The sequence below is a fragment of the Martelella sp. UBA3392 genome, assembly GCF_002358775.1.
In the GTDB taxonomy this organism is placed as follows: Bacteria; Pseudomonadota; Alphaproteobacteria; order Rhizobiales; family Rhizobiaceae; genus Martelella; species Martelella mediterranea.
The window spans coordinates 14,301-23,578 of record NZ_DEPM01000140.1 but is presented as its reverse complement, the minus strand read 5'-3'; the positions used below and the strand labels follow the sequence as shown (position 1 = coordinate 23,578).

General features: G+C 61.8%; 9 protein-coding genes. 6 read left to right on the top strand and 3 right to left on the bottom strand.

Annotation, left to right across the window (positions count from 1 at the left end; translation table 11 throughout):
- Positions 1–178 precede the first annotated feature (178 nt).
- On the bottom strand, positions 179–1,570 hold the full coding sequence (gene fumC / locus B4E36_RS10405) for a class II fumarate hydratase (protein ID WP_292058828.1): 1,392 nt from the start codon (positions 1,568–1,570) through the stop codon (positions 179–181).
- Positions 1,571–2,106: 536 nt separating this feature from the next.
- Between fumC and B4E36_RS10400 the strand changes: the two genes are divergently transcribed.
- A complete protein-coding gene (locus tag B4E36_RS10400; protein WP_345900316.1) occupies positions 2,107–4,005 on the top strand; it encodes a L,D-transpeptidase family protein in 1,899 nt (632 codons plus the stop codon).
- 80 nt (positions 4,006–4,085) lie between these two features.
- On the opposite strand, the gene gph is transcribed toward B4E36_RS10400, so the two are convergent.
- Positions 4,086–4,763, bottom strand: coding sequence for a phosphoglycolate phosphatase (gene gph / locus B4E36_RS10395; protein WP_345900315.1), 678 nt, complete (start codon positions 4,761–4,763; stop codon positions 4,086–4,088).
- A gap of 177 nt (positions 4,764–4,940) precedes the next feature.
- Between gph and rpiA the strand changes: the two genes are divergently transcribed.
- The 3 genes from rpiA to gor all read left to right on the top strand — a co-directional run bounded on the left by rpiA (position 4,941) and on the right by gor (position 7,722).
- A complete protein-coding gene (rpiA, locus tag B4E36_RS10390; protein ID WP_292058824.1) occupies positions 4,941–5,639 on the top strand; it encodes a ribose-5-phosphate isomerase RpiA in 699 nt (232 codons plus the stop codon).
- Positions 5,640–5,652: 13 nt separating this feature from the next.
- Positions 5,653–6,210: a DUF2059 domain-containing protein gene (locus B4E36_RS10385; protein ID WP_292058822.1), complete on the top strand. Its 558-nt coding sequence runs from the start codon at positions 5,653–5,655 to the stop codon at positions 6,208–6,210.
- A 123-nt stretch (positions 6,211–6,333) separates the two neighbouring features.
- Positions 6,334–7,722, top strand: coding sequence for a glutathione-disulfide reductase (gor, locus tag B4E36_RS10380; RefSeq protein ID WP_345900314.1), 1,389 nt, complete (start codon positions 6,334–6,336; stop codon positions 7,720–7,722).
- Here gor and B4E36_RS10375 read toward each other — a convergent pair.
- Positions 7,719–7,862, bottom strand: a complete 144-nt coding sequence (locus B4E36_RS10375; protein WP_292055059.1) for a hypothetical protein — start codon at positions 7,860–7,862, stop codon at positions 7,719–7,721. The genes gor and B4E36_RS10375 overlap by 4 nt on opposite strands.
- Before the next feature lie 148 nt (positions 7,863–8,010).
- On the opposite strand from B4E36_RS10375, the gene B4E36_RS10370 reads away from it, so the two are divergent.
- Both B4E36_RS10370 and B4E36_RS10365 read left to right on the top strand, forming a co-directional pair.
- Entirely contained in the window at positions 8,011–8,892 is an 882-nt protein-coding gene (locus B4E36_RS10370) for a LysR family transcriptional regulator (protein ID WP_292055060.1), read from the top strand.
- Positions 8,893–8,976: 84 nt separating this feature from the next.
- Positions 8,977–9,278, top strand: a 302-nt coding sequence (locus B4E36_RS10365; protein WP_345900313.1) for a 3-deoxy-7-phosphoheptulonate synthase, incomplete at its 3' end; no start/stop codon positions are given.

Below are 9,278 nucleotides of genomic sequence, written 5' to 3'. Positions count from 1 at the left end.
TCCGAGCATCCAGGCGACTTAAGTGATTGAACTTCAATGGACTTATTGCGAACCCTTGCCGCGTTGACTGGATCCTCGTGTCAAGCACGAGGATGACGCCGAGTTCGAGGACAGGTTTGTCAAAAAAACGGAGCGGCCGTCGCCCCGGCCGCTCTTTTAGAGTACGGGATTCTCGCTGTTACTTGGGCGAGATCATCAGTTCGGGGCGGACGATCTCGTCATATTCCTCGCCGGTCACAAGCCCCGTCGCCAGCGCCTCTTCACGCAGCGTGGTGTTGTTCTTGTGGGCGGTCTTGGCGATCTTGGCGGCGTTGTCGTAACCGATCTTCGGGGCCAGCGCCGTCACCAGCATCAGCGAGCGCTCGACCCCGGCCTTGATGTTTTCCTCGCGCGCCTGGATACCGACCACGCAATGATCGGTGAAGGAGCGGGCGGCATCGCCCAGAAGCTGGACCGACTGCAGGAAATTGTAGGCCATCATCGGATTGTAGACATTGAGCTCGAACTGGCCCTGGCTGCCGGCAAAGCCGATCGCGGCCTGGTTGCCGGCGATATGGGCGCAGACCTGGGTCATCGCCTCGTTCTGGGTCGGGTTGACCTTGCCTGGCATGATCGAGGAGCCGGGCTCGTTTTCCGGCAGCGACAATTCGCCGAGGCCCGAGCGTGGGCCGGAGGCGAGGTAGCGGATGTCGTTGGCGATCTTGAAGCAGGCCATGGCCGCCGCATTGATGGCGCCGTGCGAGAACACCATGGCGTCGTGGGCGGCGAGCACCTCGAACTTGTTCGGCGCGGTGACGAAGGGCAGGCCGGTGATCCCTGCGACTTCCTTGGCGACCTTCTCGGCAAAGCCGACCGGCGCGTTGAGGCCAGTGCCGACGGCGGTGCCGCCCTGGGCGAGCTGGTAGAGGCCCGGCAGCGTCAGTTCGATGCGCTCGATGGCGGAGGCGATCTGCGCGGTGTAGCCCGAAAATTCCTGTCCCAGCGTCAGCGGCGTGGCGTCCTGGGTGTGGGTGCGGCCGATCTTGATGATATCGGCGAATTCCTTTTCCTTGGCGGCAAGCGCATCGTGGAGGTGCTTCAGGTTCGGCAGCAGGTGATGAACGATCTGCTCGGCGCAGGCGATGTGCATCGCCGTCGGATAGGTGTCGTTCGACGACTGGCTCATATTGCAGTGGTCGTTGGGGTGCACCGGCTTCTTCGAGCCCATCTCGCCGCCAAGGAGTTCGATGGCGCGGTTCGAGATCACCTCATTGGCGTTCATGTTCGACTGCGTGCCGGAACCCGTCTGCCAGACCACCAGCGGGAAGTGATCGTCGTGCTTGCCGTCGATGACCTCCTGCGCGGCCTCGACGATGGCGTTGCCGATTTCGGCGGGCAGCCGGTCGAGCGCCATGTTGGCCCTGGCGGCCGCCTGCTTGACGATGCCGAGCGCGCGGACCACGGAAAGCGGCTGCTTTTCCCAGCCGATCTTGAAATTGCCGAGCGAACGCTGGGCCTGCGCGCCCCAGTAGCGGTCGGCGGCGACCTCGATGGGGCCGAATGTGTCGGTTTCTGTACGGGTTGCGGTCATGGTGTTTCTACTCCTGCCATTGCCCCGATGGGCGATCGTCCTTGCGAAAATCGGCATATGCAATCGCGCGCGCCGTGCCGCTCTGTCAATAATTGGTGAAAACTTATTCGATTAGTATCGGCGATTTGCCAACCGAAACTGACGAAAATGGATAGTCGACGCGGCAAAGCCTCGTCTCGTGGCATAAAAGACGGCGAGGAAACATTTTTTCGGGGGAACCCGTGCCTTGTCGAACCGTTGAAATCCCGTAGACCGGATCAATCGTCGCATGTTGCGTTGCACACAGAAATGGCTCGTGTTTAAGCCCCTGTTAATAGGCGCTTGATAGGCTGATCCGGAACGGCAATCGATCGGCAAGCGGACCAAAGTGTTGTTTTTCCATGACACAACCAGAAGGTTTGCGCACAGATAGCGCAAATGTTATTGGCTCGCCAACGGGCTTGCGGATAGGATGTCAATGAAATCGTTGACTTGCAAAACGGGGTAGAACATTGCGCAACAAACTCTCAGTTCGCGTTTCATCTGTGGCTCTGGCCGTGGCGGTTTCTGCCGCCTTCGTGCCGAGTGCGGCCAACGCCCTGACGCTGATGGACATTCTGCGCGGCCGGCAGAAGGAATCGCAGCGCGCGCCGGTGGTCGAGCAGCAGCCTCAGGTGCAGCAGCAGAAACAGGTCCAGCGCACCTACTCCGCCCCCAAGGTCGCGCCGCCGAAATACTACGCCTATCGCGCCGACCCCGTTCGCATGATCGATATCGGAGAAATTCGCGATCCGGTGGTTACCGGCTCGATCGCTCCCGATGAAGCGGACGTCGAAGAGACGACGACGGAAGTCGCCGCGCTCGATCAGGGCTCGATGACCGACGCCGTCGAAACGGAGACCACCGTCGCGATCGCGCAGGATGACCCGCGCCAGTATCTCGCCGATGCCCAGGTGAAGGCAATCGATGATGTCGCTTCGGCGATTGAAGACTATTATTCCAATGGCGGCGAGCTGATCTGGGTGCAGGACGGCAAGGTTTCGCAGAAGGCCCGCGCTGCCATGCGGACGCTCGGTAATGCCGACGTCTTCGGGCTGGAGCCCGACAACTACCAGGTTCAACTGCCGGACCTGCTCGCGGCCGAGAACGAGGATGAGGAAAAGGCTGCCCTGATGCAGTTCGAACTCGCCCTTTCCGCCAAAGTGCTTGCCTACATGCAGGATGCAAAGCGCGGCCGCGTCGACCCGAACCGGATTTCCGAGTTCCACGATCTGAAGCGCAACCCGGTCGATCTCGGCGAAGCGATCGACAGCCTCCCCGGAAAGGTTGACGTTGCCGCGTTCATCGAAAGCTACAATCCGCAGAACCAGTTTTTCCAGGACCTGAAGGCGGAGCTCGCCGAACTGCGCAACACCGAAACCGTGGTTGAGCCGATCGTTTTCACCGGCAGCGTGTTCATTCGTCCGGGCCAGACTAACCAGAATGTCCCGAGCGTGGTCAAGGCGATCGAGCGCAAGGCTTCGCCGGAATTCAAGGTGGATCACGCGGAAATCTTCGCGGCTTATGACGGCGTCAGCGAGGAATACACGCCCGAACTGGTGACCCTCGTGAAGGACTTCCAGAAATCGGCGGGCCTTTATGTCGATGGCGTTGTCGGCCCCAACACGGTAAGGGCCTTCGACGTCGAAACCAATGACGACCGCACCCAGAAGGTGCTTGATGCCATGGAGCGTCTACGCTGGCTGCCGGATGATTTCGGCCCGCGCTATGTCTTCATCAATCAGCCGGCCTTCCGCGTCTATTATCATGACGATAACGGCGAGAGCTTCGACATGGGCGTCGTGGTGGGTAACCCCACCAACCAGACCTATTTCTTCAAGGATGAGATCGAAACCGTCGAATTCAACCCCTATTGGGGCATTCCGCGCTCGATCGTCGTCAACGAGTATCTGCCCAAGCTGCGCGCCAATCCGAGCTATTTCGACCAGATCGGTTACGAGGTCAGCTATAATGGCCGCCGGGTCTCGTCCTCCTCCGTCAACTGGGCTTCCGCCCCGATGGTCGATGTGCGCCAGCCGCCGGGCGAGCGCAATGCGCTTGGTCAGCTGAAGATCCTGTTCCCCAACGATCACGCGATCTACATGCATGACACGCCGCAGAAGAGCTATTTCGAGCGCGACATGCGGGCGTTGAGCCATGGCTGCGTGCGTCTTTCCGACCCCAACAAGATGGCCGCCGCCGTTCTCGGCGTGCCCGAGTCGGATATCGACGACTATATCGCAACCGGCAAGAACACCCCGGTCGACGTTCCGGAGAAATTCCCGGTCTATGTCGCCTATTTCACCGCCTGGCCGGATGCCAATGGCGAGGTCCAGTATTACGACGACGTCTATGACCGCGACATGTATCTGAAGCGGGCCATGGATGCCGAGAGCGAGGCGCGCGTCGGCAGCTGATCGCTGGAGAATGCCTTAAACAACAAAGGCGCGTCCGCCCCGCGGGCGCGCCTTTTGCGTTTTACGGGTCATTGCTGCCGTTATTGCCGCGCAATCACCGCGCGCGCCAGATCGGGCGTCAGCTCGTCGAAATGGCTTATCATCCGGTCGGCGGCCATGTCGGCGACCGGGCGATCTGCGTAGCCGAAGGTGACGGCGATCGTTGCCGCGCCCGCGCCTTTTCCCGCATCGATATCATTGGAACTGTCGCCGACCATGACCGCGTTGGCGACACCGCCGCCGCTCCGCGCGATGGTCTCCAACACATGGCGGGGATCGGGCTTGCGGAAGGCGAATGTGTCGCCGCCGGTGATCGCGGTGAAATAGCCGGTGAGATCGAGCGCATCGAGCAGCGGCATGGTGAACGATTCGCGCTTGTTGGTGCATACCGCAAGGTCAAAGCCCGCGGATTTCAGCCGGTCGAGGGCCGCCACGATGCCGGGATAGGGATGGCTTTCGCCGGGAATGCCCGCGCGATAGTGTTCGCTGAAGCGTTCGAAGCAGGCATCGAACGTATCTTCGTCGAGCGATCGGTCGCGATGCTCGAAGGCGCGTTCGATCATCACCCTTACGCCGCGGCCGACCAGTGTCTTCGTGTCCTCGACGCCGTAGGGGGCAAGCCCCACAGGGGCGATGGCGTGGTTCAGGCTTGCGATCAGATCCGGCGCTGTGTCGATCAGCGTTCCGTCGAGGTCGAATATGGCGAGCGGTGCGGGCATTGGCGCGGGTCCTTCATTTTCCGGCAGACGACGCGCGCCGTCCGCTTCCCGGCCCGGTTCATACCCGCCAGTCGCGGGCCTGCCAAGCATTTGGCGCGGGCTTGGCGCAAAAGGTCTTTTGTTTGACGCGCGTGGCGTGTAAACACCTTACCGTTAGCCAAAAGGAGCATGTGACGCATGGATGCGCGTCAATTGAAGATAAAGGCTGCGGAAACCGCGCTTGAATATGTCGAAGACGGAATGCGGCTCGGCATCGGAACCGGCAGCACGGCGCGGGAATTCATCGCGCTCCTCGGCGAAAAGGTTGCCAACGGGTTCAATGTCATCGGGGTTCCGACCTCCGAGGCGACGGCGCGCCAGTGCCTGGAACTCGGCATCACGCTGAATTCGCTCGACGAAACGCCGGAACTCGATCTCACGATCGACGGCGCCGACGAGATCGATCCCGCGCTCAATCTCATCAAGGGGGGCGGCGGGGCGCTGCTGCGCGAAAAGATCGTGGCATCCGCCTCGAAAGCCATGATCGTGATTGCCGACGAGACCAAGGTCGTGGATTGCCTCGGCGCCTTTCCGCTGCCGATCGAAGTTATGCCGTTCGGGCTTGGCGCAACCCGCCTTGCCATCGAACGCGCCGCATCGTGGCTCAATCTTTCAGGCTCGCTCGACCTTCGCCAATCGGGCGACGGGCCCTATATGACCGATGGCGGACACTATATTATCGACGCATCATTTGGCCGCATTCACGATGCACAGGCATTGTCAGACGCGCTCAACGCCATTGCCGGCGTTGTGGAGCACGGGCTGTTCATCGACATCGCGACACTCGCCATCGTTGCATCCGACGGCGGTGTACGTACACTCAAAGCAACTGAGTAGACAGGAGTCCTTTATGAAAACGAAATCCAGGTTCGGCCTTTCCGTGGCCATCGCCGCGACGATTATGGGACTTGGCGCCTTTTCGGTTGCTTCTGCGCAGGATATTTCGCCTGAGCATGAGGCCGCCGCCAAAGCCGCGCTCCAGGCGCTGGGGATCAACAACCAGTTCGACGAAATCCTGCCGAATCAGGCGGATCTCGTCCAGTCGCAGTTGACGCAGGTCTATCCGAACTACCACTCGCTGATCGACGAGGTCGTCACCGATACGGCGATCGCGCTGGCGCCGCGCCGCGCCGATCTCGAAAAGGAAGGCGCGCAGATCTACGCCAATATCTTCACAGCGGAAGAACTGAACCAGCTTGCCGAGTTCTACAGTTCCGATGTCGGCAAGAAGTTCATCCAGTATGGGCCGATCGCCGCGCGCGAGCTTGGCCAGGCCGGCGATATCTGGGCGCGCGGCATTGCCCGCGATCTCAGCCAGCAGGCTCAGGAAGAATTGAACCGGCGCATCGAAGCCGATGGCGGCACGCCCGTCGAGGCGACCGAGGTTCCGGCAGTGCCCGCGCAGTAAAAGGGCCATTCGCCCGTTGCATAACAGCCCGCCGACCCCGGCGGGCTTTATTTTTGGCGGAAAGTCGCCATATTCAGCCAAAATCGATTGTTCCCGAATACCCCCACCGCAAGGAGCCCTCCCATGACGCGCTATGACTTCGACCTGTTTGTGATCGGCGGCGGCTCCGGCGGTGTGCGCGCCGCCCGCCTTGCAGCCGCGATGGGCAAGAGGGTGGCGATTGCCGAGGAATACCGGTTCGGCGGCACCTGCGTCATTCGCGGCTGCGTGCCCAAGAAGCTGTTCGTCTATGCCTCTCAGTTTCCCGAACATTTCGAGGACGCGGCCGGTTATGGCTGGACCGTCGGCGAGCGCAGCTTCTCGTGGCCGGCGCTGATTGCCGCCAAGGACCGGGAAATCGACCGGCTGGAAGGTCTTTACCGCAAGGGTCTGGAAACCAATGGCGCCGAGATTCTCGAGACCCGGGCGGAGATTGCCGGCGATCACCGCATCCGGCTCTTGTCCTCGGGGCAGGAAGTGACGGCGGAAAAGATCCTGGTCGCGGTCGGCGGTCATCCCAACCCGCATCCGGAAATGCCGGGCTCCGAACTCTGCATCTCCTCCAACGAGGCCTTTCATCTGGAGGAACTGCCGAAATCGATCGCAATCACCGGCGGCGGCTACATCGCCGTTGAATTCGCCAATATCTTCGCCGGCCTCGGCGTCGAGACCACGCTGATCTATCGCGGCGAGGAAATTCTGCGCGGCTTCGACATGGACATGCGCGTCAATCTGCGCGAGGCGATGGAGAAGAAGGGCATCCAGGTCATCTGCCGCGACACGATTGTCGAGGTCGCCCAGGCGGCCGATGGCAGGCTCAAGGCCCAGACCCATAACGGCCATGTGTTCAACGTCGACAAGGTGATGATGGCGCTCGGCCGGCAGCCGAACACCAATGGCCTCGGTCTCGAATCCGTCGGCGTCGAACTGGATGCCAAGGGCGCGATCAAGGTCGACGATTATTCGCGCACCAATGTCGACTATATCTGGGCGCTGGGCGATGTCACCGACCGCGTTCAGCTGACCCCGGTCGCGATCCATGAGGCGATGTGCTTCATCGAGACGGAATACAAGGACAACCCGACCAAGCCGGATCACGACCTGATCGCGACGGCGGTGTTCTCGCAGCCCGAAATCGGCACGGTCGGCCTTCCGGAGCATGTCGCGGCCGAACGCTACGAGGAGCTCGAGGTCTATCTCGCCAAGTTCCGGCCGATGAAGGCAACGCTGTCGGGCCGCGACGAGCGCACGGTGATGAAGCTGATCGTCAACGCGGCCGACCGCAAGGTGGTCGGCGCCCATATTCTCGGCCATGAGGCCGGCGAGATGGCGCAGCTGATCGGCATTGCGCTGAAGGGCGGCTGCACCAAGGACGATTTCGACCGCACCATGGCCGTTCACCCCACGGCATCCGAGGAACTGGTGACGATGTACCAGCCGAGCTACCGCGTGAAGAATGGCGAGCGGGTCTAGACCCGCTTTTCCCGGAGAATGCGGCTGATCAGACGCGCCATCCATTGGTGGCCCCGCCAATCCTCGCCCTCCAGCGGATCGGTGAGCGGGTGGCGGGGCGGCGTTCTCCGCTGTCTGACGACGGTGAACCAGTCGAGCATGGCTTTCTCCATTTCTGCTTGACCGGAAGCTAGAGACGGCAGGACTGCGGCTGTAGAGCCGCAGATGAAAGGCCCGTTTCATCCGTGAACGGTTCGCGCTTGCGGGGCGGGGCGGTATAAGATGGCCGTTTGACAACGGAGACAGTCGATGGCCGAGGCGAGCTGGGACGATCTGCAGCTTTTTCATGTGGTGGCGGAGGCCGGCGGGCTGAGCGGCGCTGCCGTGCGCACCGGTATTTCCGCGCCCACGATCGGCCGGCGCATGCTGGCGCTGGAACGCACGCTAGGGCGCTCGCTGTTCCTGCGCTCGCAGCGCGGGTATGAGCTTGCCCATGATGGCCGGGAACTGTTGAAGCAGGTGCAGAGGATGCGCGAGGTCGCGAGCGATATTGCCGACTGGCATGCAGAGGCCTTTGCCCTGCCTTTCGTCACCATCGCGACTGATTGCTGGCTCTCGCCGCTTATCGCCGACAATCTTGGCGAGGTGCGTCAAAAGGGCGATCGTTTCCGCATCTGTTGCAGTTCGGAAGGCGCCTCCGCCGACCTCACATTTCGGGCAGCCGATGTCGTCGTTCTGGCGAAACGGCCGGAAAGCGGCAATATTGCGGTTCTGCCTTCGGTGGCGATGGCCTACGCGGTCTATCGGCCAAAGGCTGCGGGATCGGAAGACCTTCCATGGATTTCGTTGGGGACAGCAGCGGCAAGCGAACCGCGCGACCGCTACGTGTTCGAGAATTTCGAAGGCGCGATCATGACCTGGACCGAGGATCGCCACCTGTTGCCGCGTCTCGCAATGTCGGGGGCCGGCAAGGCGGTGCTGCCGGTCTGGGTCGGTGATGGCCTTTCAGAGTTGGAGAGGGAAGGGGAGGTGATCGAGGCACTGACGCACCCGCTCTTCATCGTCGCCCATGACGATGACCGGCATCGCCGCGAGGTGCGTCTGGTCATAGAACGGCTGGCCGCCCTTCTGAAAAACAACGCTGCCCAGCTGGCGGGCAGGAGTGGCGATGATCGCGCGGGTATACAATAGAGCCGGAAGCGGCTATAAGCGCGCCAAAAATCGGGAGAGAGCATGTCCGGCGAGAGGCCGGGCGGGCAAGGACAGGTGATTGAAATGAGCAGCGCGAAAAACTGGACACCCGGAAGCTGGCGACACAAGCCGATCCTTCAGGTGCCGGAATATCCTGATGAGGCAAAGCTTGCCGAGGCCGAGGCCGCGCTTGCGACCTATCCGCCGCTGGTCTTCGCCGGCGAGGCGCGCCGTCTGAAGAAGGCGCTGGGCGAGGTGGCCGAGGGCCGCGGTTTCCTGCTGCAGGGCGGCGATTGCGCCGAAAGCTTCGCCGAGCACGGCGCCGACACGATCCGCGATTTCTTCCGCGCCTTCCTGCAGATGGCCGTGGTGCTGACCTTCGGCGC